The 23,636-nt window shown below is 66.9% G+C and carries 24 protein-coding genes; 16 read left to right on the forward strand and 8 right to left on the reverse strand.

All coding sequences use genetic code 11. The annotated features are described in order from the left end of the window. Positions 1-171 precede the first annotated feature (171 nt). From PYV00_RS06680 to PYV00_RS06690, 3 genes are all read right to left on the reverse strand, one after another. Entirely contained in the window at positions 172-1,311 is a 1,140-nt protein-coding gene (locus PYV00_RS06680; RefSeq protein ID WP_275227501.1) for a M14 family metallopeptidase, read from the reverse strand. Continuing rightward, on the reverse strand, positions 1,308-1,895 hold the full coding sequence (locus tag PYV00_RS06685) for a DUF4136 domain-containing protein (protein ID WP_275227502.1): 588 nt from the start codon (positions 1,893-1,895) through the stop codon (positions 1,308-1,310). Before PYV00_RS06685 ends, PYV00_RS06680 begins: the two co-directional genes overlap by 4 nt. A 104-nt stretch (positions 1,896-1,999) precedes the next feature. After that, complete coding sequence (locus PYV00_RS06690) at positions 2,000-2,743, reverse strand: hypothetical protein (protein ID WP_275227503.1); 744 nt, start codon at positions 2,741-2,743, stop codon at positions 2,000-2,002. 212 nt (positions 2,744-2,955) lie between these two features. Here PYV00_RS06690 and ykgO point away from each other — a divergent pair, with 212 nt between their 5' ends. From ykgO to PYV00_RS06725, 7 genes are all read left to right on the forward strand, one after another. Next, on the forward strand, positions 2,956-3,081 hold the full coding sequence (gene ykgO / locus PYV00_RS06695; RefSeq protein ID WP_066763420.1) for a type B 50S ribosomal protein L36: 126 nt from the start codon (positions 2,956-2,958) through the stop codon (positions 3,079-3,081). A 92-nt stretch (positions 3,082-3,173) separates the two neighbouring features. Further along, on the forward strand, positions 3,174-3,785 hold the full coding sequence (locus tag PYV00_RS06700; RefSeq protein ID WP_275227504.1) for an HAD family hydrolase: 612 nt from the start codon (positions 3,174-3,176) through the stop codon (positions 3,783-3,785). 84 nt (positions 3,786-3,869) lie between these two features. Continuing rightward, positions 3,870-5,123, forward strand: coding sequence for a cytochrome P450 (locus PYV00_RS06705; RefSeq protein ID WP_275227505.1), 1,254 nt, complete (start codon positions 3,870-3,872; stop codon positions 5,121-5,123). A gap of 151 nt (positions 5,124-5,274) precedes the next feature. Beyond that, positions 5,275-6,705 carry a circularly permuted type 2 ATP-grasp protein gene (locus PYV00_RS06710; protein ID WP_275227506.1) on the forward strand — a complete coding sequence of 477 codons (1,431 nt, stop codon included), beginning with the start codon at positions 5,275-5,277 and terminating at the stop codon, positions 6,703-6,705. After that, a complete protein-coding gene (locus tag PYV00_RS06715; protein WP_275227507.1) occupies positions 6,705-7,652 on the forward strand; it encodes an alpha-E domain-containing protein in 948 nt (315 codons plus the stop codon). Before PYV00_RS06710 ends, PYV00_RS06715 begins: the two co-directional genes overlap by 1 nt. A 14-nt stretch (positions 7,653-7,666) precedes the next feature. Continuing rightward, a complete protein-coding gene (locus tag PYV00_RS06720; protein ID WP_275227508.1) occupies positions 7,667-8,527 on the forward strand; it encodes a transglutaminase family protein in 861 nt (286 codons plus the stop codon). Between the two features lie 55 nt (positions 8,528-8,582). Beyond that, positions 8,583-9,344 carry a proteasome-type protease gene (locus tag PYV00_RS06725; protein WP_275227509.1) on the forward strand — a complete coding sequence of 254 codons (762 nt, stop codon included), beginning with the start codon at positions 8,583-8,585 and terminating at the stop codon, positions 9,342-9,344. 87 nt (positions 9,345-9,431) lie between these two features. Here the strand turns inward: PYV00_RS06725 and PYV00_RS06730 are convergent, their stop codons facing one another. Then, entirely contained in the window at positions 9,432-10,712 is a 1,281-nt protein-coding gene (locus PYV00_RS06730) for a cytochrome P450 (protein ID WP_275227510.1), read from the reverse strand. A 190-nt stretch (positions 10,713-10,902) separates the two neighbouring features. On the opposite strand from PYV00_RS06730, the gene PYV00_RS06735 reads away from it, so the two are divergent. Further along, on the forward strand, positions 10,903-12,171 hold the full coding sequence (locus tag PYV00_RS06735; protein WP_275227512.1) for an amidohydrolase family protein: 1,269 nt from the start codon (positions 10,903-10,905) through the stop codon (positions 12,169-12,171). 81 nt (positions 12,172-12,252) lie between these two features. Here PYV00_RS06735 and PYV00_RS06740 read toward each other — a convergent pair whose 3' ends face one another. Then, positions 12,253-12,909 carry an extensin family protein gene (locus PYV00_RS06740; RefSeq protein ID WP_275227513.1) on the reverse strand — a complete coding sequence of 219 codons (657 nt, stop codon included), beginning with the start codon at positions 12,907-12,909 and terminating at the stop codon, positions 12,253-12,255. Between the two features lie 197 nt (positions 12,910-13,106). Here PYV00_RS06740 and PYV00_RS06745 point away from each other — a divergent pair, with 197 nt between their 5' ends. The 4 genes from PYV00_RS06745 (at position 13,107) to PYV00_RS06760 (ending at position 17,699) form a co-directional block, all read left to right on the forward strand. After that, positions 13,107-14,237 (forward strand): phosphoserine transaminase, encoded by a 1,131-nt coding sequence (locus PYV00_RS06745; protein ID WP_275227514.1) that lies wholly within the window; start codon positions 13,107-13,109, stop codon positions 14,235-14,237. Between the two features lie 117 nt (positions 14,238-14,354). Beyond that, positions 14,355-15,938, forward strand: a complete 1,584-nt coding sequence (gene serA, locus PYV00_RS06750; protein ID WP_275227515.1) for a phosphoglycerate dehydrogenase — start codon at positions 14,355-14,357, stop codon at positions 15,936-15,938. Between the two features lie 63 nt (positions 15,939-16,001). Beyond that, the gene (locus PYV00_RS06755; protein ID WP_275227516.1) at positions 16,002-17,114 is read left to right on the forward strand and encodes an ATP phosphoribosyltransferase regulatory subunit; all 1,113 of its coding nucleotides are present in this window, start codon (positions 16,002-16,004) and stop codon (positions 17,112-17,114) included. A gap of 69 nt (positions 17,115-17,183) precedes the next feature. Further along, positions 17,184-17,699 carry a nuclear transport factor 2 family protein gene (locus tag PYV00_RS06760; protein ID WP_275227517.1) on the forward strand — a complete coding sequence of 172 codons (516 nt, stop codon included), beginning with the start codon at positions 17,184-17,186 and terminating at the stop codon, positions 17,697-17,699. Between the two features lie 9 nt (positions 17,700-17,708). On the opposite strand, the gene PYV00_RS06765 is transcribed toward PYV00_RS06760, so the two are convergent. Then, positions 17,709-18,572, reverse strand: a complete 864-nt coding sequence (locus PYV00_RS06765; protein ID WP_428981611.1) for an alpha/beta hydrolase — start codon at positions 18,570-18,572, stop codon at positions 17,709-17,711. A gap of 215 nt (positions 18,573-18,787) precedes the next feature. Here PYV00_RS06765 and PYV00_RS06770 point away from each other — a divergent pair, with 215 nt between their 5' ends. Further along, on the forward strand, positions 18,788-20,077 hold the full coding sequence (locus PYV00_RS06770; RefSeq protein ID WP_275227518.1) for an adenylosuccinate synthase: 1,290 nt from the start codon (positions 18,788-18,790) through the stop codon (positions 20,075-20,077). A 5-nt stretch (positions 20,078-20,082) separates the two neighbouring features. After that, a complete protein-coding gene (locus tag PYV00_RS06775) occupies positions 20,083-20,586 on the forward strand; it encodes a L,D-transpeptidase family protein (protein ID WP_275227519.1) in 504 nt (167 codons plus the stop codon). Positions 20,587-20,613: 27 nt separating this feature from the next. On the opposite strand, the gene PYV00_RS06780 is transcribed toward PYV00_RS06775, so the two are convergent. Beyond that, positions 20,614-20,781 carry a DUF1674 domain-containing protein gene (locus tag PYV00_RS06780; protein ID WP_275227520.1) on the reverse strand — a complete coding sequence of 56 codons (168 nt, stop codon included), beginning with the start codon at positions 20,779-20,781 and terminating at the stop codon, positions 20,614-20,616. Between the two features lie 54 nt (positions 20,782-20,835). On the opposite strand from PYV00_RS06780, the gene PYV00_RS06785 reads away from it, so the two are divergent. Continuing rightward, entirely contained in the window at positions 20,836-22,065 is a 1,230-nt protein-coding gene (locus PYV00_RS06785; protein WP_275227521.1) for an RsmB/NOP family class I SAM-dependent RNA methyltransferase, read from the forward strand. A 47-nt stretch (positions 22,066-22,112) separates the two neighbouring features. Here the strand turns inward: PYV00_RS06785 and msrA are convergent, their stop codons facing one another. Beyond that, positions 22,113-22,640: a peptide-methionine (S)-S-oxide reductase MsrA gene (msrA, locus tag PYV00_RS06790; RefSeq protein WP_275227522.1), complete on the reverse strand. Its 528-nt coding sequence runs from the start codon at positions 22,638-22,640 to the stop codon at positions 22,113-22,115. A gap of 128 nt (positions 22,641-22,768) precedes the next feature. Between msrA and PYV00_RS06795 the strand changes: the two genes are divergently transcribed. Continuing rightward, positions 22,769-23,629, forward strand: a complete 861-nt coding sequence (locus PYV00_RS06795) for a class I SAM-dependent methyltransferase (protein WP_275227523.1) — start codon at positions 22,769-22,771, stop codon at positions 23,627-23,629. Positions 23,630-23,636 lie beyond the last annotated feature (7 nt).

Raw genomic sequence — 23,636 nt, forward strand, 5'->3', positions numbered from 1 at the left:
CGTGTCGGCCGGGCCTGGCGGGACCGCGCGACGCCTTGCCGCCATCGTTGTGATGCAGGCGGTTCAAGCCAAGTTCGGCGCGGATTGCAAGGCGCGCGGACCTGCCATCCGCCGACGGGCGCGAATCGCGGGTGAACCGATGCAAAAGCGCCGCAGGCGGCGCCGGCGCGCTCAGCCCGTCCGCTCGTCCAGCCATTCGAGCAGCGCTCCCAGGCAATCGCGGCCCAGTTGCCGTGAACGCTCCGGGCTCCAGCCCTGGCGGGGATCGGGCGCGGCATCGTGGTCCTTGAACGGCATTTCCAGGGTCATCGAGACGCAGCCGAAGCGCTCGGCAAGCTGGTTGGTCGACATGGCGAGATTGGCCTTGCCGGCCGGCGGCACCGGATAGCCCATGGCGGTCTGGAAATCGGGCGTGCGGCGATCGAGGATCGCCCGGTAGCGGCGATAGCCTTCGATCTGCTCGGGCTTCAGCGAGGGGATGCCTTCGAACCCGGCCATGAAGACGCCGGGAATCGCCTCGTCGCCATGCACGTCCATGGCGAAATCGACGCCGGTGCGGTCCATCGCATCCCGGATCGCCAGGACTTCGGGGGATTTTTCGGCCGAGGGGTTGTCCCACTCGCGGTTGAGGTTGATGCCTGCTGCATTGGTGCGCAGATGCCCGCGCGCCGAACCGTCCGGGTTGCAGTTGGGCACGATGTGCAGGCGGCAGCGGCGGCGCAGCTCGCGCCCGACCGAACTGGCCGGATCGGTCAGCAGTTCCAGCGCGCCTTCCATCCACCATTCGGCCATCGCTTCGCCCGGATGCTGGCGCGCATAGAGCCAGACCCGCACGGGCCCCGCGCCCATTTCCAGGCAATCGATCGGCTGTCCGTCCAGGCTGGCGCCCAGGCAGCGACAGGCGACGCCGCCGGCCCTGGCGGCGCGCGCGACGAGATCGTGGTGCCGCTCGATCGAATAGGGCGCGAAATAGGCGAACCAGGCGATGTCGCTGGCGGGGGTGTGGCGGATGGTCAGCGTGCCGCCTTCGCGCTCCTTGTCCCAGGTGGTTTCAGCCTGGCCCCAATGGTCGCGATCTTCCGAGACGCGGGCGCGATAATGCGGCCAGCCCATCGGATAGGCCGATTCGTTGAGCCCGGTGATCCGCAGCACCAGTTCGCGCCCCCGCCCGCCCGTCACGCGGAAATGGAACCACTGGAAGAAGCTGGACTGGTGATCGCGCCGGATCGCCAGGCGCGCCTCGGTGCCGTTTATGGAAAGGACTTCGATGTTGCCGGAATCGAACGCGGAACTGATCTGGATCGCTGTCATGGCACGTAGATAGTTTGGCCGGACTCGCCGGGAAAGTCCTTGAACAGGGCTTCGGTCAACTTCGCGGCGCCCAGCGAGGTCTGCGCCAGCGGCGAACTGGCCCGGACGGTGAAGCTGGCCCGGCCTTCCCACAGCGTGCGGCCGCTGGCGCGATCGCGGATCGACACGCGCATTTCGGTTTCCACCTGCTCGGGCGGCGGGCCGGAAAGGTCGATGCCGACACCCACGCCCACGCCAACGCCCGAGCCGCCGCCCACGCCGACCGAAACCGGCCCGCGCGCACGTTGCGGCAGGATCGCGCGGCGCTCGACCGCGAGCAGGGCGACCTGATCGCCCGGGCTGCCCGGCGCGGCGCTGGCATAGCCGATGCGGTTCAGCTCGCGCGTGACGGCCACGGCATAAGTGCGGAATTCCAGGGTATTGCCGTCCACGCCCGCCGCCGGCTCGACCGCGATCGTGCCGTGGGCCTGCGATTGCGCCTCGGGAAGGTGGAATCGCGTCACTTCCACCGGGCCTACCGGCGCGACGCAGGCCGAAAGCAGCGCGAGGCCGGCAAGCGCCGCGGCGCGGGCTGGGGATTTCATGGCATCACTCCGCTCCGGCGGGGGGCATCGCCCCGCCCTGTCAGGCGATGTGCGGCCGAAGCGGTGGCAATGCAAGGCCGGTGCCGGATTCCCATGCGCGCCGCTCAGCCGCGCGGCGGCGAATCGGGGCGCGGGAAATTATCGAACAGGGCTTCGGACAGGCGGCTGGCGATCGCGTGGCCGCTCCATTTCTCGTCGCCATCGCGGGTCGCCACTTCGGCGCGGCCTTCCCACAGGACCTTGCCCGAAGCCTTGTCGACGATCCGCGCTTCGAGGCGGGTGTTGACCAGCGCGGTGCGCGGCTTGGTCATGTCGACATTGACGGCAAGCCCATAGGCCGAGCCGCGCGTGCCCACTTCCATCGCGGCGCTGCCGCTGACCGGGCTTCTCTTGACTTCCGCCGGAACCAGCACGTCGCGCGAGATGCGCAGTTCGGTGACTTGCCCGCCTTCGCTATCGGCATGGGTGGTGTCATAGCCGGCCTTCACCAGCTGATCGACCACGGCCGCTTCGTAGACCGCGCGGTCGCTGCCGGCCATGAAATCGTCCTGCGCCGACTGCGAAGTGACCGAGACCGGGCCGTGGCCCAGCGCGACGGCGGCATCGCCTTCGGCGACGAAGTGGCTGGCCTCGATCCGGCCTTCGCGGCTGTCCTCGAACCGCCGGTTGGGCGGCAGACGGGTATCGAGCGGGGAGCCCCATCCGGGGCCGCCCCAGCCCGGACCATTCCAGCCCGGACCATTCCAGCCCGGCCCGTTCCAGCCACCGGGCCGGGCGAGGACCGGCGCGGCCGAGGCGGCGAGGAACAGGGCGCTCGCGGCAAGGACCGCGCCTTGGATCTTGGACATGGCGACTCCAGTACTGCGGAACTTCCCATGACCGCGCTATGGCCGGCAAGGTTGCGGTCCGATGAATGCGGCCCCGTGGCGGCGAAATGGGTGGGCGAAGCGCCAGTGCCGATCGCGGTTCCACTTGACTTGCGGGCCTGCGCCCCCTAACGGCGCGGCTTCGAATTTCCGGCGGTCGGTAACCGCCAAGGCCCTACGCAACGAGATTGACCATGAAGATCCGCAACAGCCTCAAGTCGCTGAAGAACCGCCATCGCGATAACCGCGTGATTCGCCGCCGTGGCCGGACTTATGTCATCAACAAGACCAATCGCCGCTTCAAGGCGCGTCAGGGCTGATCGCCGCGCTCCCTGCCCGGGGCGGGGAGCATGATCGCCAGCGCGGGAGTTTGACGCGATCGGAAACCCCCGCGAATGCGGGGGTTCTTGTTGTGTCCAAAGCCGTTGAAGCCGTGGTGTTCGATGTCGGGCGGGTCTTGATCCACTGGGATCTGCGCGCGCTGTTCGCCAAGCTGATCGACGATCCGGCCCGGCTTGACTGGTTCCTCTCGCATGTCGTGACCGAGGCCTGGCACTTCGAGCATGACGCGGGCCGCGACTTGTCCGAGATGGTGGCCGAGCGCAAATTGCAGTTTCCCGATTGCGCCGACCTGATCGACGCTTACGCGACCCGTTTTCGCGAAACCATTCCCGGCCCGGTGGCGGGCACGCATGATCTGGTGCGCCGGCTGGCCGGCAGGGCGGTGCCGCTGTTCGCCATCACCAATTTCGCTTCGCCGTTCTGGGCCGAATACCGCCCGACCGAGCCGCTGTTCGACCTGTTCGGCGATATCGTCGTCTCGGGCGACGAGAAGATCGCCAAGCCCGCGCGCGAGATCTTCACGCTGGCGGCGCGGCGCTTCGGCCATCGGCCCGAGGCGATGCTGTTCATCGACGACAATGCCGCCAACATCGCTGCTGCCCGCGCGCTGGGCTGGCAAGTGCATCACTTCTTCGAAGCGGCCGAACTGGAAGCGGACCTGCAATCGCGCGGCCTTTTATGATCCATCATGTATCGCATGATTGACTCCACGGCTCCTGAGGGACTAGGCAAACCATAAAGATAAAAGCCTGGTTGGAGAGGTGCCGTGCAGACACTCGAAGCACTCGATCTGTATCATCTGCCGATGGGCGATCCCGCCATGGGCGAAGATCCCTGGCCCGAATTCGAGAAGGCGCGCCAGCGGCACCCCTGGCTCGCGCGATGGGACGAATTCGGTTATGTCGTGCACGAATATGCCGCGATGCGCGAGCTGTTCCGGCAGGATGACAAGCTGCGCCCGCCCTATGCCGGCATCGTCGAGGAACTGGGGCAGGTCGGCACGCCCTGGGGCCGCTTCACCCAGGAGCAGATGATCGCGCTGCCGCCCGATCAGCACAAATTGCTGCGCACCACCTTCGCGGCCAAGTTCACTCCGCGCAATGCCAACCAGCTTCGGCCGATGATGCGCGCAACCGTTGCCCGCCTGCTTGACGACTGGGCACCGCGCGGCGCGATCGACTTCGAGGAGTTCTCCTCGCACTTCCCGATCTCGGTGATGTTCGCGCTGGTGGGCGCGCCGCACGAAGGCATCGCGCTGCTGCGCGACGATCTGGAAGCGATCGGCCTGGCGCACAGCTATCAGCTCGATCGCTTTCCGCGCATCCAGGAAGGCATGGTGCGGCTGGAGAAATTCGTCGAGGATACGATCGCCGAACGCCGCGCCCATCCGCGGGCCGACGGGGTGGAAGACCTGCTCGAACTGCTGATCCGCACGGGCGACGAGGGCGAGATCAGCCCTCGCCAGCTTACCGACCTGATCATGTTCTTCTTCATCGCCGGCTATGATACCTCGAAGAACGTGCTGACTTATACGATGTACACCTTGCTCGATTATCCCGAGATCTATGCACGCTGCGCGGAAGATTACGATTATTGCCGCAAGGTGATCGAGGAAGCGCTGCGCTGGTTCAATCCCGGCACGGTCGCGCGCTATGCCGATGAGGACATCGCATATCGCGGCGTGCTGATCCCCAAGGACACCATGCTGTTCTTCCCGCTGAGCGTGTCCGGCCGCGATCCGGTGACCTATCCCGATGGCGACAGGTTCGATCCCGACCGCCCGATCGAGCCGGAACGGCGCCACATCGCCTTCGCGCTGGGCAAGCACATGTGCCTTGGCCAGTACATCGCCCGCGCCCAGTTGCAGGAAGCGCTGCACCAGATCGCCCAGCGCATCCGCGAGCCCAGGCTGGCGGGCCCGGTGGGCTGGCGGCCGTTCCCCGGCACCTGGGGGCTGCGCGGCCTGCCGATCACCTTCACCCCCGGCGAGGCGCGCGTGCGCGAGGCCGAACCGGCCTGACCCGACGTCCGGCCAGCGGCGCCGGATCGGCCTTCCCGGCCCCTGTTGCATCCCGGCACGGACCTGCGGCAATTATTTCGCAGGTGCAGCGTAACCCCGCTTGGCAAGCGGTTGCGCATGTTGCATCAACGGGATGCATACAGGAGTCGTGATGAAGTCAACTGGCGGCACGTGCTATGACGAAATGCTCGATGCGGACGGGACGGTAAGACCCGCCTACGCGGAATTTCGGGAATGGTACGACGCGCAGGATACCGCGTGGCTGCGCCGCCAGGACGCGGAGGCGGAGCGCTTCTTCCGCCGCATCGGCATTACCTTCAATGTCTATGGCGATGAGGCCGCCGAAGAGCGGCTGATCCCCTTCGACATGATCCCGCGCATCATCACCGCGCGCGAATGGCGCACGCTGGTGCGCGGCATCGAGCAGCGGGTGCGCGCGCTCAACGCTTTCCTGCAGGATCTCTATCACCGGCAGGAGATCATCCGCGCCGGCCGCCTGCCGATCTATTTCCTGCGCGACAACGAGGCGTTCCTCACCCAGATGATCGGCTTCACGCCGCCGGGCGGGGTCTATACCCACATCGTCGGGATCGACCTGGTGCGCACCGGGCCGGAAGAATTCATGGTGCTGGAGGACAACGCGCGCACGCCGTCGGGCGTCTCGTACATGCTCGAGAACCGCGAGACGATGATGGCGATGTTCCCCGAGCTGTTCACCAAGATCCCGGTGCGGCCGGTGTCCGACTATCCGCGCCGGCTGGCGCGTTCGCTGCGCGCCTGCGCGCCCGAATGCGCGGGCGAGCGGCCGGTGGTCGCGGTGCTGACGCCGGGCATCTACAATTCGGCCTATTTCGAACATGCGTTCCTGGCCGACCAGATGGGCGCCGAACTGGTCGAGGGCGGGGACTTGCGCGTCGTCGACGGTCGCGTCGCCATGCGCACGACCACGGGCTATACCCCGGTCGACGTGATCTATCGCCGGGTGGACGACAACTACCTCGATCCGCTCAGCTTCCACCCGGACAGCATCCTGGGCGTCGCCGGGATCATGGACGTCTACCGTTCGGGCAAGATCACCATCGCCAACGCGCCCGGCACCGGCATCGCCGATGACAAGGCGATCTATACGTTCATGCCCGAGATCGTCGAGTTCTACACCGGCGAGAAGCCGATCCTGAAGAACGTGCCGACCTGGCGCTGCATCGAGCCGGATTCGCTCAAGTACGTGCTCGATAACCTGGCCGATCTGGTGGTGAAGGAAGTGCACGGTTCGGGCGGTTACGGAATGCTGATCGGGCCCGCCGCGTCGAAGAAGGAACTGGCCGAGTTCGAGGCGAAGCTGCGCGCCAAGCCGGAAAACTACATCGCGCAGCCCACGCTTTCGCTTTCCACCGTGCCGATCTTCACCAAGGAAGGGCTCGCGCCGCGCCATGTCGATTTGCGGCCCTTCGTGCTGGTCTCGCCCGATGGCATAGACATCACGCCGGGCGGCCTCACGCGGGTCGCGCTCAAGAAAGGTTCGCTCGTGGTCAATTCGTCGCAAGGCGGCGGGACCAAGGATAGCTGGGTTTTGGAGGACTGATGCTCGGTCGCGCGGCGAACGGCGTTTACTGGATGGCCCGCTATCTGGAGCGGGCGGAGAATACGGCGCGGCTTATCGATGTCGGCTTCCATCTCGCGCTGACGCGCGGCAACCGGGCATCGCAGGAAGAGGAATGGAAGTCCGTCCTGACGACCACCGGCCAAGGCGCCGGCTACCTGGTCAACCATGGCGAATATACCGGCGTGCAGGTGTTCAACTATCTGCTGCGCGAGAAGGACAATCCGGGCAGCGTGCTGCAGATGATCGAGCACGCGCGCACCAATGCGCGGGTCGTGCGCACCAGCATCACCAACGAAGTGTGGGAAGCCACCAACGAAACCTGGATGCTGCTGCGCGATCTGCTCTCCCGCCCGGTGCGCGAGACCAACCTGGGCGAAGTGCTGGCGGCGATCCGCCGGCAGGCGATGCTGGTGCGCGGCGCGATGGAAGGCTCGATGCTGCGCAACGACGTGTTCAATTTCGCGCGGATCGGCACGTTCATCGAACGCGCCGACAGCACGGCCCGCATCCTTGACGTGAAGTACTATGTGCTGCTGCCGTCGGTCGCCTGGGTGGGATCGAACCTCGACAACGTGCAGTGGGACACGCTGCTGCGCTCGGTCGCGGGCAACCGCGCCTATTCCTGGCTCAACGCCGGGAACATGGACCCGCGCGGCATCGCCCGCTTCCTGATCCTGGACCGGCGCTTCCCGCGCAGCCTGGTGTTCTGCTATGAGAAGATCCGCAGCAACATGGCCGGGCTCGCCATGCAGTACGGCGGGGAAACGCAGGCGCACCAGTTGCTGCGCGATGCCGGCGCCGCGCTGCACCAGATCACGATCGAGGAGGTCTTCGAAAAGGGGCTCCACGAATTTCTCAGGGAATTCATCGGCAAGAACACGCAGATCGGCGGAGCGATCGCCGCCGACTACCGGTTCATCGAGTAGGACGAGAAGAGACGGTGCTGCTCTCCATCAGCCATACCACGCGCTACACTTTCGCGGGACAAGTCGCCCACGGGCTCCAGCGCTTGCGGCTGCGGCCCAAGTCCACCCACGGGCAGGAGATCGTCGACTGGACGATGGCGCTGGAAGGCGCGCGGCCCGAAGCCGAATATGATGATGAGCACAACAACCACGTCTCGCTCGTCTCGATCGAGCCGGGGGTTTCCGAAGTCGTCGTGCGGTGCAGCGGCACCGTGCGCACGCGCAACAGCACCGGCATCGTCGGGCCGCACGTGGGCCTCATGCCGCTCTGGTGCTTCCTGCGGCCGACCCGGCTGACGCGTGCCGGGCTGAAAGTGCGCGCGCTGGTCGCCGGTGTCGCCGAAGACAGGACCGATCGGCTCGCCTTCCTCCACGCGTTGTCGCGGGCGATCAGCGATGCGGTGGAATATGTGCCGGGCACCACCGATACCACCACTTCGGCCGAACAGGCGCTGGCGGCGGGCCAGGGCGTCTGCCAGGACCATGCGCATATCCTGATCAGCGCGGGCCGGCTGCTCGACATTCCGATGCGCTATGTCGGCGGCTATCTCAAGATCGATGGCCAGGTCGATCAGGAAGCCGGGCACGGCTGGGCCGAGGCGCATGTCGACGGGCTCGGCTGGGTCGGCTTCGACGTATCGAACGCGATCTGCCCGGATGATCGCTATGTCCGCGTCGCCACGGGCTGCGATTACAGCGAGGCTGCGCCGGTCACCGGCATCGCCATGGGCGCTGGGGAAATTCGTCTCGACGTGCATTTGTCCGTTGAAGAGAATCTGATAGAGCAACAACAGCAGCAACAGGGGCAGGGCCAGCAACAGTCGCAACGCGGCTAGCGGCTCTGGGGCCGCGCGGGCCCGTTTGCTGATCGGGGGGCAAGGACGTAATCCCATGACCTATTGCGTGGGCATGATGCTGGATCGCGGGCTCGTGCTGATGAGTGACACGCGGACCAATTCGGGCGTCGACAACATCTCGACGTTCCGCAAGATGTTCCACTGGTCGAATCCCGGCGAGCGGATCGTCGCGGTGATGACCGCGGGCAACCTGGCGACAACCCAGTCGGTGGTGAGCCAGCTGGAAGAGCGCAACAAGACTCCGGCCGAACGGCACAATTCGCTGCTGGAGGCCGAAACGATGTTCCAGGTCGCCACGATCGTGGGTGAACTGCTGCGCGACACGATCGCGGCCAGCGCCTCTGACAACGGGCAGACCGGGGCCGGGGCCTTCGGCGCCTCGATGATCGTGGCCGGCCAGATCAAGGGCATGGAACCGCGCCTGTTCCTGATCTACCCCGAAGGCAATTTCATCGAGGCGAGCTTCGACACCCCGTTCTTCCAGATCGGCGAGACCAAGTATGGCCGCCCCATCCTCATTCGCGGCTACAGCCGCAACATGGATTTCGAAAGCGCGATCAAGCTGCTGATGGTCTCCTTCGATTCGACCGTGAAGGCGAACCTGTCGGTCGGCCTCCCGCTCGATCTGCTGGTGGTGGAACGCGATTGCTTCGAACCGTTGCACGAGCGGCGGATCGACGGGACCGACCCCTATTTCCAGGCCATCTCCACCGGCTGGGGCGAAGCGCTCAAGCAGGCGTTTCACGCCTTGCCGAACTACGTCATCGACAGCCCGGTGCGCCAGGCCGCCGAATAGGCTTGCCGCCAAGGCTGCCACCGCCAGAGCCGCCGCCGGTGGATGAGGCCGCTGTTGCCGGCCTCATTCCAATCCATCGGTTCGCGCTCAGGCCACGTCCCACACCAGGGGCAGGTTGCGGATCGAGAGCAGGCCGGGGAACACGCTGGTATCCGCGCCGGGCTTCACCCGGAACTCGGGAATCCGCTTGAACCATTCTTCCAGCAGCACGCGCAGTTCGCGCCGGGCCAGGTGCGCGCCAAGGCAGATATGCACGCCGCCCACGAAGGTGAAATGGCGGTTGGCCTTGCGCTCGGGATCGAATTCGCGCGGATTTTCAAAGCGCGCCGGATCGAAATTGCCCGAGGGGTTGAGGCAGGAGAACGAATCGCCGGCCTTCACCTGGATGCCGTGCCATTCGAAGTCCATCTTCGCGCTGCGCGCCGAAGACAGGATCGGCTGGGTGCGCAGGAATTCCTCGACCGCCGAATTGATGATCTCCGGGTGCTCGCGGATGCGCCGCTGGAGGTCGGGCTGCAGCGCCATGCGGCGATACATCTGCGCGATCGTCGCGGCGACGGTGTCGAGGCCGCCCAGCCAGAGGAACCAGACCATGCCGATCTTCTCGTCGGCGGTCAGCGGCCGTCCTTCGATCTGGCCATGGACGATCGATGAGACGAGGTGCTCGTCGGGGGTCTTTTCCTTTTCCGCGATGAAGCCGCGCAGGAATTCGAGCACGCCGCGCAGCGCCGCCTGCATCTTTTCGAGCGATCCCGAATGGAGGATGTCCCATTCCCAGGCCAGGAACTGCTCGAACATCGGCGGGGGAAAGCCCATCAGCCCCATGAAGATGCGTACCGGGAACACGCGGCCGAAATCCCACGCCATGTCGACCTCGCCCTTGTCGGCGATCGCCTCGATCATCTCGACGCAGACCTCGCGGATGCGCGGTTCCAGCACACGGGTGATCCGCGAGGGCGAGAAGAAGGGAAACAGGAACAGGCGGTACTTGGAATGGTCGGGCGGGTCGATCGCCAGCGGGATCGATTTGAAGGTCTCGCCGATCAGGCGCTGGAACTCGGCCGTGCCCGCGTTGGAGAAATGCTCGTTGTCCGAATAGACGCGCTCGATATCCTCGTAATGCGTCACTACCCAGTTGCCTTGCCGGCCCGAGCCGGAAATGGCGCCCAGCCCGCCTTGTGCTGCGCGGTTGTAGAGCAGGCGCGGAATCTCCGGGCCGTTCAGCCACTCGCACGGCTCATAGGGATCGACCAGATCGTTGGGGATCGTCCCCATGGCGAAGTTCAGGTCCACCTTGCGGTCCTGCGGCACGTTCGGCGGTGCGTCGAAATCGACGCGGATGTCGTCCAGCGTTTGCGTTTGCGGCATTGTCTTCTCCCAGCGGCGGGGAACATGCCCGTGCGCCGGGCGCCTCGCAAGCGATGCCTTGGCGCGAGTGCCCGATAACGCGCGTGCGGCCCGATTCATCGTCGCGGCGTTGGCCGGCGCATTGTAATCTCCCGGCTTCCTTGCGACATGGGAGCATTGTCTTTTTGCTTTTTGTTTCGGGAGAAAATCCATGGCCGATGCCGACACCAAGGAGATGGCGCAGTCCGCGCGGAAATACTGGTCCGCTGCCGGCTACCTGCCCGGCGGGGTCATCCGCGAAGTCGATTACGCCTCGCAGTCCGGCGGGCTGCACCCCTCGCTGCAGGGGATCAAGATCGTCGATACCGACACGCACATCGTCGAGCCGCCGACGCTGTTCACCGATCGCGCGCCGGCCGGCATGAAGGACAAGATGCCCTATGTGAAGCGCGATGCCGACGGGGTTGACCGCTGGTACATCGGCGATCGCAACTGCGGCACGCTGGGCGGCAACGTCATCCGCAACGACAACAACAAGCTGCTCGGCCGCCTGGCGTTCCCGACGCTGGAAGAAGCGCACGCGGGCGGCCATGAGATCGCGCCGCGGCTTCAGGCGATGGACGACATGGGCGTTTATGCGCAGGTCTGCTTCCAGAATTCGGGCATCACCCAGGCGGGTATGCTGATGACGCTGGGCGACATGGATCTTGCGCTCACCATCATGAAGACCTTCAACGATTTCAACGCCGACTGGCAGCGTGAATCGGGCGAGCGGCTGTTCCCGATGGCGCATCTGCCGCTGTGGGACCAGAAGGAGCTGGAGAAGGAAGCGCGCCGCTGCATCGACATGGGCCTGCGCGGCTTCGTGCTGCCCGACACGCCCGAGCGGGTCGGCGTGCCCAGCTTCAACCATGATTACTGGACGCCGTTCCTGGAGATGTGCGACGCCGAAGGTGTTCCGCTCAACTTCCACCTCAATGCCGCGATCGATCCGAACACGCTGACCTGGGAAGGCTTCCAGTTCGAGCAGACGCTCTCCGTGGTCGCCACCATGTTCTCGATCGGCAATGCCGCGACGCTGGGCAACTGGATGGTCTCGGGCCGGCTGGACCAGCACCCGAACCTCAAGATCGGCCTGATCGAGAGCGGCATGGGCTGGATTCCCTTCGCCGTCGAGGCGCTGGAGCACCAGTTCCAGGAAATGCTGCCGTCCAAGCGCAACGTGCTCAAGAAGCAGCCGTGGGATTACTTCCACGATCACTTCATGTGCACCTTCTGGTTCGAGAAGGTCGCGCCCAAGCTGCTGCTGGAAACCATCGGGGTGGAGAACGTCATGTTCGAAACCGACTTCCCGCATCCCACCTCGCTCTATCCGGGCGTGCAGGAGCATATCCAGGACGTGCTCGGCGCCTACGACTTCGAGACCAAGAAGAAGGTGCTGCAGGACAACGCGGTGAAGTTCTACAACCTGCCGTTCTGATCCATCCCGTGACCGCCTGCGGGCGGGGCACGGCGCAATTCGCGGGCCGGGTGCTTCGATGCGTTCCGGCCCGCGCGCGTTTCAGCGGCAGAAGTTCGCGCCGTCGGCTTCCAGGTGGAAGTGGTTCTTGTGCGCGGAGTTGTATTCGGGCCCCAGCACCGTGCCGAAGCGCTTGCAGGCGCTTTGCTGCACCACGCGCAGGAAGCGGCGTTCGGCCGAGGTGCCGTTGTCCCAATCGTCCAGCACGCTGACGCGCCGGCCATCGGCCAGGACGAAGGCGGAAACGTCGATCGCGTTGGCGGTGGCATGGCCTGACCGGCGATTGGTTCCGGCCACGTTGCGGCAACTATAGCTGCCGAACGTCTCGATCCTGGCAAGCCGGCTGCCCAGGATCTGCACGGCCGCGCGATCGGCGCCGAACCGTGCCCAGGCGGCAAAGCCATTGGCCATCGGGCATGTCACCGGCCCCAGGTTAGACAGCGCCAGCGCGGCCGAATCGCCTTGCAGGCTGGCCAGGCGGACGGTGCCCACGTTCGAGCAGCCCGCGCTGAAATAGCGATCGGGCAGGGGCGTGAAATTGGCCTGGATCGCGCCGAGCTGCGCCAGGCACTGGCGCGTTTCCAGGCGCGGCGCGGATGCGCGCACCGATTGGCGGACAGGCTGCTTCGATCCCTTGGGGATGTCGATGCAGCCGGCAAGTCCAGCCAGCAGCGGCAAGAGGATCAGGAACTTGCGCATGGTCCCACGGTGGCACGATGTGGTTAATTTAGCCTTACCATGCCTTCCGGCCCGCGCCGCGCCTCGGGCGGCCCGCGCCTGTGGACAAGGCGCGGCGGCGGCGATCGGCGATTGACAATCCCGGGGGCGGCTCTAAGTGCGGCGCCGGGCCACGCGGTCCCAACGCCGCGCGAGCTCTCTGCAAGGAGAGACATGACATGACTGCCGTTACCAAGCCCGCGGGCAAGCCCGCGCGCCCTTACTTTTCTTCCGGTCCCTGCGCCAAGCCGCCCGGATATTCCCCCGACAGGATCGCCACCGAATCGCTGGGCCGCTCGCACCGCGCGAAGATCGGCAAGGCGCGGCTGCAATATTGCCTCGATCTGATGCGCGAAGTGCTCGGCCTGCCCGATACGCACCGCATCGGCATCGTTCCGGGGTCTGACACCGGCGCTTTCGAAATGGCGATGTGGACCATGCTGGGCGCGCGCGGCGTGACCGCGCTGGCCTGGGAAAGCTTCGGCGAAGGCTGGGTGACGGACGCGGTCAAGCAATTGCAGCTCGAACCCAAGGTGATGCGCGCCGATTACGGCCAGCTTCCCGATCTTGACCGGATCGACTGGGCGGATGATGTGCTGTTCACCTGGAACGGCACCACTTCGGGCGTGCGCGTGCCGGACGGCGAGTGGATTCCCGATGATCGCATCGGCCTGTCCTTCGCGGATTCGACCAGCGCTGTCTTCGCTTACGACATTCCGTGGGACAAGATCGATGTCGCCACCTTCTCCTGGCAGAAAGTGCTGGGCGGCGAGGGTGGCCACGGCGTGCTGATCCTGGGCCCGCGCGCGGTCGAGCGGCTGGAAAGCCACACCCCGTCCTGGCCGCTGCCCAAGGTGTTCCGGCTTACCAAGGGCGGCAAGCTGGTCGAAGGCGTGTTCAAGGGCGAGACGATCAACACGCCCTCGATGCTCGCGGTCGAGGATGCGATCTTCGCGCTCGAATGGGCCCAGTCGGTCGGCGGTCTCGCAGGGCTGCAGGCCCGCTGCAACGCCAATGCCGAAGCGCTCGACAAGATCGTGCACGAACGCGACTGGCTGAGCCACCTCGCGGTCGATCGCGGCATCCGGTCGAAGACTTCGGTCTGCCTCCTGGTCGAAGGCGCGGACGCGGACTTCATCAAGAAGTTCGCCAGGCTGCTGGAGGATGAAGGCGCGGCCTATGACATCGCCGGCTACCGCGATGCCCCGCCGGGCCTGCGCATCTGGTGCGGCGCCACGGTCGACACCGCCGATATCGAGGCGCTCGGCCCCTGGCTCGACTGGGCTTACGCCGCCGCCAAGGCCGGCTGAGACCTGGCCGTCCCGGAGGGGGCGTCGCCCTCTCATTTATTCGAATCATCAAGGGCCGGTGCGAGACGCGTTCCCCTCTCCCCGGCCCTCTCCCCTGAAGGGGAGAGGGAGCTAGATATGACCAAGCCCAAAGTTCTCATTTCCGACAAGATGGACCCCAACGCCGCCCGCATCTTCGCGGAGCAGGGCTGCGACGTCGATGTCATCACCGGCAAGACGCCCGAGGAATTGAAGGCCATCATCGGCCAGTACGATGGCCTGGCCATCCGTTCCTCGACCAAGGTGACCAAGGAAATCCTCGACGCGGCGACCAATCTCAAGGTGATCGGCCGCGCCGGCATCGGCGTGGACAATGTCGATATCCCGGCCGCCTCGGCGCAAGGCGTGGTAGTGATGAACACGCCGTTCGGCAATTCGATCACCACCGCCGAACACGCCATCGCGCTGATGTTCGCGCTTGCCCGCCAGCTTCCCGAGGCCGATGCCTCGACCCAGGCGGGCAAGTGGGAAAAGAACCGCTTCATGGGCGTGGAAGTGACCGGCAAGACGCTGGGCCTGATCGGCGCGGGCAACATCGGCTCGATCGTCGCGAGCCGCGCGCTGGGCCTGAAGATGAAGGTGGTCGCGTTCGATCCCTTCCTCACCCCCGATCGCGCGGTCGAGATGGGCGTCGAGAAGGTGGAGCTGGACCAGTTGCTCGCCCGTGCGGACTTCATCACGCTGCACACGCCGCTGACCGACCAGACGCGCAATATCCTCAGCCGCGAGAACCTGGCCAGGACCAAGAAGGGCGTGCGCATCATCAATTGCGCGCGCGGCGGCCTGATCGACGAGGCGGCGCTGAAGGAAGGGCTCGATTCGGGCCACATCGCCGGGGCCGCGCTCGACGTGTTCCAGACCGAGCCGGCCAAGGATTCGCCGCTGTTCGGCACGCCCAACTTCATCTGCACGCCGCACCTGGGCGCATCGACCACCGAGGCGCAAGTCAACGTGGCGCTGCAAGTGGCCGAGCAGATGGCCGATTACCTGGTCAACGGCGGCGTCACCAACGCGCTGAACATGCCCTCGCTTTCGGCCGAGGAAGCGCCCAAGCTCAAGCCCTACATGGCGCTGGCCGAAAAGCTCGGCAGCCTGGTCGGCCAGCTCACCCGCGATTCGGTGCCGCGGATCTCGATCCACACCGAAGGCGCGGCGACCGAGCTGAACCAGAAGCCGATCGTCGCGGCGGTGCTGGCCGGGTTCCTGCGCGTCCAGTCGGATACGGTGAACATGGTCAACGCCCCGTTCCTCGCCAAGGAGCGCGGCCTGGAAGTGCGCGAGGTGAAGACCGAGCGCGAGGGCGATTACCACACGCTGGTGCGCGTCTCGGTCAAGACCGAGGCGGGCGAGCGTTCGGTCGCGGGCACCCTGTTCAGCAATGCGGAGCCGCGCCTTGTCCAGTTGCTGGGCATCAAGGTGGAAGCCGAGCTGGCCGGCCACATGATGTACATCGTCAATGAGGACGCGCCCGGCTTCATCGGCCGTATCGGCACGCTGCTGGGCGAGAACGGCATCAACATCGGCACGTTCAACCTCGGCCGCCGCGCCGCCGGGGGCGAGGCGGTGCTGCTGCTCTCGGTCGACAGCGCGGTGCCCGAAGCCGTGCTGAAGCAGGCCTGCGCGCTGCCGGGCGTGAAGACGGTGAAGGCCCTTTCGTTCTGAGGGCACGGCGCGGGCAGGGTCCAATCGACTTTGCCCGCGCACGCCGCTAAGGGCGCAGGCATCATGCAGGATACCGACCGCGATCTCTTGCCCGAAGGCCTGGGCGACCGTCTGCCGCCGCAAGCGGCGAGCGCGCAGCGCGTGCGCCGCGCCGCGCTCGATGTCATGGCCAGCCATGGCTATGAACGGGTGGAAACGCCGACCATCGAATTCGAGAAATCGATGGCGAGCCGCATGGCCGGCGTGCAGCCGCGCCGCATGTTCCGCTTCGTCGATCCCGTCAGCCTGCGCACGCTGGCGCTGCGTTCGGACATGACCGTGCAGGTCGGCCGCATCGCCGCCACCGGGCTGGCCGGGCGCGCGCGGCCCTTGCGGCTGTGCTATTCGGGGCAGGTCGTGACGATCAAGGGCGACGGGCTCGATCCGGCGCGCGAGCGGCTCCAGCTTGGCGCCGAGCTGATCGGCAGCGATTCGGTCGCCGCCGCTGCCGAGATCGTCGCCATCGCCATCGAAGTGCTGGAACGGGCCGGCGCGACCGGGATCTCGGTCGATTTCACCCTGCCCGATCTGGTCGATACGCTGGCCTCGCAGGCCCTGCCGCTGGCGCCCGCGCAGATCGAGGCGGTGCGCCGCGAGCTTGATGCCAAGGACGCGGGCGGCCTCGTCGATGCGGGCGGCGAAGCCTACCTGCCGCTGCTCTACGCGGTCGGCCCCTTCAACACCGCGATCGAGCGGCTGGCGCGGTTCGATGCCGGCGGCGCGCTGGCAAGCCGCATCCAGGGGCTGCGCGAGATCGCCGCCAGAGTCGAAGGCAAGGCGCGGCTGACGCTCGATCCGTCCGAGCGGCACGGCTTCGAATACCAGTCGTGGTTCGGCTTCACGATCTATGCCGATGGCGTCCAGGGCGCGATCGGGCGTGGCGGCAGCTATCGCATCCTTGGGCGCGACGAGCCGGCCATCGGCTTCTCGCTCTATCCCGATCCCCTGATCGACGCGCTGGCGGGCGCGGCCGGGCCGGGCGATGTCCTGTTCCTGCCGCTGGACCATGATCCCGAGATCGCCGCCCGCCTGCGCGCGATCGGCTGGCGGACCCTCGCGGCGCTGTCCGCCGCCGACGATCCGGTGGCGCTGGGCTGCACGCATCGCCTGGCCGGCATGGAGGCCGTGCCGCTCTGAACCGGGCCATTGCCTGAAGCGTCCGGTTACGGTCTATGTCTGGGCGGGATCAACTGGGGGAGAGGCCGGATGAGCCAGTTCGCCGCTATCGAGGCCTGTATCAGGCAATTGCACGCGCGCTATACCGACGCAGTCTGGCGCAAGGATGCCGATGCCTTCGGCTCCTGCTTCAGCGAGGACGCGCAATGGCGGATCGCTGGCCGGGTGTTTCACGGCCGGGGCGAGATCGCGGCGGGCTTCGCGCAAGTGGCGGCCAGCGCCGGGCGCATCCTTTTGACGTTCCGCACCCCGCAGCTGGAAATGACCGGCAGGGGCCGTGCCGGCGGGCGCGTCTATGTGACCGAGCAGTGCACCTGGCGCGATCGCCCGCCCAGCACCTCGATCGGGCGGTACTTCGAACACTATGTCGATGAAGGCGATTGTTGGCGCTTCTCCTGGCGGCTGTTCCAGCTCTTCTACTATGGCCCTGCCGATCTCACCGGCGATTTCTTCGAGCCGCGTGACTTTGGCGCCTTTCCCCGGATGCCGCCGCTCGACCTGATCCCGGAGGACTTCACCGGCCGTTTCGCGCGCGAAACCGAATAGCCGCGCGCGCTATTTCAGCACGCGCGCGAGCCAGTCATCGACCACGGCGGTCGCCGGGTAGTCCGGGTTGCCCAGGTCACGGTTGATCTGCATGTGGCCCCGCAGGCCCTGGCCCGGAAACTCGCGGCGCTCGGTCGGCGTGCCGGCCCGCTTCAGCGCGGCTTCGAGCAGCCGGGCCTGCGCGATGCCGTCCTTGCGCTGGACATGCAGCAGTAGGAAAGCCGGGGCGTTGGGCGCGGTGGCCTGCGCCACGGGAGACAGCGCGCGCTGGCGGGCCCGGTCGGTGCCGAAGGCCTGTTCGTAAGTCGGGCCCATGAAGCGCCCGGCGGCAGCCATCTGCGACGGCACGTCGTAAGCCGCGCCGTCGATCGGGATCACGCCGGCGACCGCATCCAGGCCGAGGCCGGCGCGGCGCAGGTATTGCGGGTCGGTCCCGACCAGCGCGACCAGATGCGCGCCCGCGCTGTGGCCCATCAGGACGATGCGCTGGCGATCGATCCCCAGTGTGCCGGCATCGCGGACCAGCGCCGCCACCGCATCGGCCACGTCCTGCGCCTGCTGCTCCACGGTGGCATCGGGCACGAGCCGGTAGTTGACCGAGGCGAAAGCATAGCCCTCGCCAGTGTAGTGCGGCAGCTTGTAACGGCCGGTGGCATTGTCCTTGTCGCCGCGTTTCCACCCGCCGCCATGGACGAAGATGATCAGCGGCGTCGCGCCATGCGTGCCGGTCGCCGGGGCGAGGCTGAGCGTTTGCCGGGGATCGGCGCCATAGGCGATCTCGGGCGGGCTGGCCGGGCTCTGTGCCTGCGCCGCAAGCGGCGCGCCGGCAAGGCCGGGCGGCAGGGCGAGCGCCAGCGCGGCGGCGGTCAGTATGCGGGGAATGCGCGTGGCCACGGCGATGCTTTCGTGGGATGGTTCATGCCGGGCATCATCGGCGGCCGGGCGATCCCGCGCAATCGCCGAGCGGTGACACCATGTTGCAAGGTTGCACGCCCGCCACAATTTGTCACCGCCGGCTTGCCCTGCGGGGACGCAGGGCCTAGGCGCGGCGCGGACTTTTTTGACAGTGCAAGGGAAGGCCGCGAACATTGGCCAACGTAACGGTTATCGGCGCCCAGTGGGGCGATGAAGGCAAAGGCAAGATCGTTGACTGGCTGGCCAGCCGGGCGGATGCCGTGGTGCGCTTCCAGGGCGGCCACAACGCCGGGCATACGCTGGTGGTGGGGGACCAGACCTACAAGCTCTCGCTGCTGCCTTCGGGCATCGTCACCGGCACGCTTTCGATCATCGGCAATGGCGTGGTGCTCGATCCCTGGGCGCTCAAGGCCGAAGTCGAGAAGCTGACCGGGCAGGGCGTGGTGATCCATGACGAGAACTTCGCCATTGCCGATAATTGCCCGCTGATCCTGCCGATCCACCGCGAGCTGGACGGGCTGCGCGAGGCGGCCGCCGGCGCGGGCAAGATCGGCACCACCGGGCGCGGCATCGGCCCGGCTTACGAGGACAAGGTGGGCCGCCGCGCCATCCGCGTCTGCGACCTGGCGCATCTCGACGCGCTGGAGCCGCAGCTTGATCGCCTCTGCGCGCATCATGACGCGCTGCGCGCCGGCTTTGGCGAGCCGCCGGTCGATCGCGCGGCGCTGATTGCCGAGCTCAAGGATATCGCGCCCTTCGTGCTGCAATTCGCGCAGCCGGTGTGGAAGCGGCTGAAGAAAGTGCGCAAGGCCGGCGCGCGCATCCTGTTCGAAGGCGCGCAGGGCGTGCTGCTCGATGTCGATCACGGGACATATCCGTTCGTCACCAGCTCGAACACGGTGAGCGGCACGGCGGCGAGCGGGTCGGGCCTGGGCCCTTCGGCCACCGGCTTCGTGCTCGGCATCGTCAAGGCCTATACCACGCGGGTCGGCTCCGGCCCGTTCCCCACCGAGCTTGAGGACGAGACCGGCCAGAAGCTGGGCGAGCGGGGCCATGAATTCGGCACCGTCACCGGGCGCAAGCGCCGCTGCGGCTGGTTCGACGCGGTGCTGGTGCGCCAGTCCTGCGCGATCTCGGGCGTGACCGGCATCGCGCTGACCAAGCTCGACGTGCTCGACGGGTTCGACGTGGTGAAGGTCTGCACCGGCTATCGCCTGCGCGGCAAGATCCTCGACTATTTTCCCAGCCATGCCGCCGACCAGGCTGAAGTCGAGCCGATCTACGAGGAAATGGAAGGCTGGCGCGAAACCACCGCCGGCGCGCGCAGCTGGGCCGACCTGCCGGCGCAGGCGATCAAGTACATCCAGCGCGTGCAGGAACTGATCGAGACGCCTGTGGCGCTGGTGTCCACCTCGCCCGAGCGTGAGGACACCATACTCGTGCGCGATCCTTTCCAGGACTGACGCCGTTGCGCCGCCTTGCCCTTGCCTCGCTGCTGCTGCTTCCGGCGCTCGGCGGGGCAAGCGGGCAGGCACCGGCGCCGCTGGCGTTTCCCCTGCTCGATTACATCCGCGTCGAAAAGGCGGCCCGGCGCATGACGGTCTATGCCGATGGCCGGCCGGTCCACACCATCAGCGGCATCCAGCTGGGCGACGCGCCGGTCGGCCCCAAGCGCTTCGAGGGGGACGAGCGCACGCCCGAGGGGCGCTACACGATCGACTGGGGCAATCCTGGGAGCGCGTATCACCTCTCGCTGCACATCTCCTATCCCGAGGCGCGGGACCGGGCCTATGCCGCGGCGCTGGGGCGCAGCCCCGGCGGCATGATCATGATCCATGGCCAGCCTAACGCGCTGCCCGCCGGGCGCGTTCCGGGCGACTGGACCGACGGCTGCATCGCTGTCGCCAACGATGAGATCGAGGCCTTGTGGGATGCCGTTCCCGACGGGACGGTGATCGATATCCTGCCCTGAGGGCCGGACCCTGACGGGGCCGGACGATCAGAAATCGATCGCGATGCCCTTTTTCACCCAATCGCCATAGCGGGTGGGGGAAAGCCCGTCCGGGTCCGCCTCGTCCTTCGGCGCTGCGGGCGCAGGCGGTGGCGCGTCGCTCCAGTGCGCGGGCTTCTTGAAGCCTTCGGGGCGTTGGGTGGCTCGCTGGGTCATCGGGTGAATGTGGTGCGGCTGGCGGGAAAAGGCAATCGGCGATAGGGGCTGGTGATGGATATCCCCGGTCTACCCGCGCGCCGTGCCGCGCTCGCCATGCTGGATGCCGTGCTGCGGCGCGGCGAGACGCTCGAACAGGCGGGCGGCGCGGCGCTGCCGCGCGTGCGCGGCGATGCCGATCGTGCCCTCACGCGCGCCATCGCTTCGGAAACGCTGCGCTGGAAAGCGGATCTCGACGCGCTGATCGACAGCGCCACGCGCCAGCCCCTGCCAGACGATGCCAAGCCGCGCGCGGTGCTCGAACTGATGCTGGCACAAGTCCTGCGGCTGGAGACCCCGCCGCACGCGGTGATCGCCACGGGCCTGCCGTTGCTGGCCGGCGGGCCGAGGCGGCTGGCGCACGGCGTGTTCTCGACGCTGACCAGGCGCGGGGCCACGCTGCCGGCCACGCCGACGCTGCCCGACGGAGTGGCGGGGCGCTGGGGCGAACGGGCGCCGGCGATCGCCGCCGCGCTCGCCTTGCCTCCGCCGCTCGACCTGACGCTGCGCGATCCGGGCGAGACCCAGACCTGGGCGGAGCGGCTGGGCGGCGTCTCGCTGATGCCCGGCCATGTCCGCCTGCCGCGCGGCCACGCGGTGGAAAGCCTGGAGGGCTTCGCGCAAGGCCAGTGGTGGGTGCAGGATCTCGCCGCCAGCTTGCCGGCGCGATTGCTGGGGCCGGGCGAGGGGCGCCGCGTGCTTGATCTCTGCGCCGCGCCAGGCGGCAAGACGCTGCAACTCGCCGCCGCCGGCTGGCGCGTTACCGCGCTCGATGCCAGCGCAAGGCGGCTGGACCGGCTGCGCGCCAATCTTGCCCGTACCGGCCTCGAAGCCGGGATCGTCCAGGCCGATCTGCTCGACTGGCGGCCCGATGCTCCGGTCGATGCGATCGTGCTCGATGCGCCGTGCACCGCCACCGGCACCTGCCGCCGCCATCCCGATGTCCTGCACCGCATCGGCCCGCGCCAGATCGCCGACATGGCCGAACTGCAAGCGCGCCTGCTCGATCGCGCCGCCGAATGGATCGTGCCGGGCGGCCGCCTGGTCTACGCCGTCTGTTCGCTGGAGCGCGAGGAAGGCGAAGCGCAGGCGGCGCGCGTGCTCCTCACGCCCGATGGCGTGACCGCCGGGGAATTGCCGGGCGGCCTCGCGCCGACGCCCGAAGGCTGGCTGCGCACCGATCCCGGGATGCTGTCCGATGCCGGCGGGCTCGATGGCTTCTTCATCGCAAGGTGGCGCAGATAAGCCCATTCCTCCCCGAGCTTGTCCCGGAGAGGAATGGGTTACGTGCCTCAGGCCTTCACCCGGTTCTGGAAGCTCTTGCGCAGCTTCATCAGCTTGGGCGGGATCACCGCCAGGCAATAAGGGTTCCGCTGGCCTTCGCCTTCCCAGTATTCCTGGTGATAATCCTCGGCCGGATACCAGGGCGCCGGCCCTTCGATCGTGGTGACGACGCGGCCGCCATGCTCCGCGTTCGACCGGGCGATCGCCGCCTCAGCTTCGGCGCGCTGCGCATCGTCCAGCGGGAAGATCGCCGAGCGGTATTGCGTGCCGACATCGTTGCCTTGCCGGTTGAGCTGCGTCGGATCGTGCGTGCCCATGAACACGTCGAGGATTTCGGCGTAGGAGATCGCCGCCGGATCGTAGGTCACGCGGATCGCCTCGGCATGGCCGGTGGTGCCGGCGCATACCTGCTTGTAGGTGGGATCGGGCACCGTGCCGCCGATATATCCGCTTTCGACCTCGCTCACGCCGATCACGTCACGGAACACCGCCTCGGTGCACCAGAAGCATCCGCCCGCCACGATTGCCGTTTCCATGCCGTTCATCATCCTGTGGTTAGCCCTTGGGTCCACAAGATAGTGATGGCCCGCACGCTTGTCATGGCCGCGCGGTGGGCTAGGATCGCACCGGGGCCGGAACCGTCAGGCCCAAGCCGGAGGAATTCATGCGCCGTCTGCTGATCGCCCTTGCGACAACCATGGGGCTTTTCGCCTCTCCGGTCGCGGCCGAACCGCGTGAGGATACTTCCGATTCGGAAGTGTGCGAAGGCTGCAAGGCCCTGCTCGAACTCGCGATCTCCAACCCCCGGCGCAAGGAAGACCGCGCGCGCGATGTCTATCGCCATCCGGGCGAGACGCTGGCCTTCTTCCGCGTGCAGCCGAACATGAAAGTGGGCGAATATGCCCCAGGCGGCGGCTGGTATTCGCGCCTGCTGGGCCTCTATCTGGGCAAGCAGGGCAATCTCGTCGGGCTGTTCTTCAACCCGGTCAGCGGCGCGTTCGATGAAAAGCGGCAGGCCGGCATCCGCGCCGATGCGGCCAGGTTCCCGCAGGATGTCAGCGGGTGGACCGGCATTCCCGCCGATCGGTTCGCGGCCCTCACTCTCGATGCCGTGCCCGAAGCTGAGAAGGGCAGTTACGATCGCATCCTGATCATCCGCATGATGCACAACCTGTTTCGCTGGAACATCGCCGACAGCGAGATCAAGGCCATGCGTGAAATGCTCAAGCCGGGCGGGATGATCGGCATCGTCGATCACCGCGCCAAGCCGGATGCCGCGTTCGCCGCGGCCGATGGCTCGACCGGGTACGTGCGCCAGGCCGACGTGATCAAGTTCATGGAAGTGAACGGTTTCGATCTGGTCGATCAGTCCGAGGTCAACGCCAATCCCAAGGACAGCACGGACTGGCCGAACGGCGTGTGGACCCTGCCGCCCAGCTATGCCCTGAAGGATCAGGACCGGGCGAAATACGCGGCCGTGGGCGAAAGCGACCGGATGACGCTTCTGTTCCGCAAGCGGACCTGATAGGCAG

Origin of the sequence: Novosphingobium album (ex Liu et al. 2023), assembly GCF_029076845.1 — a bacterium.
In the GTDB taxonomy this organism is placed as follows: Bacteria; Pseudomonadota; Alphaproteobacteria; order Sphingomonadales; family Sphingomonadaceae; genus Novosphingobium.